This window comes from Dyella japonica DSM 16301, assembly GCF_001010355.1.
GTDB lineage: Bacteria > Pseudomonadota > Gammaproteobacteria > Xanthomonadales > Rhodanobacteraceae > Dyella > Dyella japonica.
The window spans coordinates 1-339 of sequence record NZ_JPLA01000079.1 but is presented as its reverse complement, the minus strand read 5'-3'; the positions used below and the strand labels follow the sequence as shown (position 1 = coordinate 339).

Sequence of the window (339 nt, the reverse complement as noted above, 5' to 3'; positions counted from 1 at the left end):
TTAATGACATTGTTGGCCGTACTAAGACTAATGCCAATGTCTACGACTTAATCAAATTGGTTAAGAGCCAGATTTCTCAAGACCGTCAACAATTCCGTGAGCATTTGCCTACAGTCATTGCTGGTAAGTTTTCCCGTAAACTGACTGATACCGAGTGGTCTGCAATGCATACTGGTTTAGGTAAAACAGATTTAGCTGTTCTACGTGAAACTATGAGCTTGGCTGAAATTAGAGATTTACTCTCTTCACCTAAGAAAGTGAAAGATGAAATCTCTACTCTGTAAAAAGAGATTCTGAACCAAGCAGGCAGAAACTGGAATCTGGTTCAAAAGAAATCTA

The 339-nt window shown here is 38.9% G+C and carries 1 protein-coding gene; it reads left to right on the top strand.

Going from position 1 to position 339, the window contains the following annotated elements:
- On the top strand, nucleotides 1-284 hold a 284-nt coding region (locus Y882_RS20300), incomplete at its 5' end, for a hypothetical protein (protein ID WP_211259214.1).
- Nucleotides 285-339: the final 55 nt, after the last annotated feature.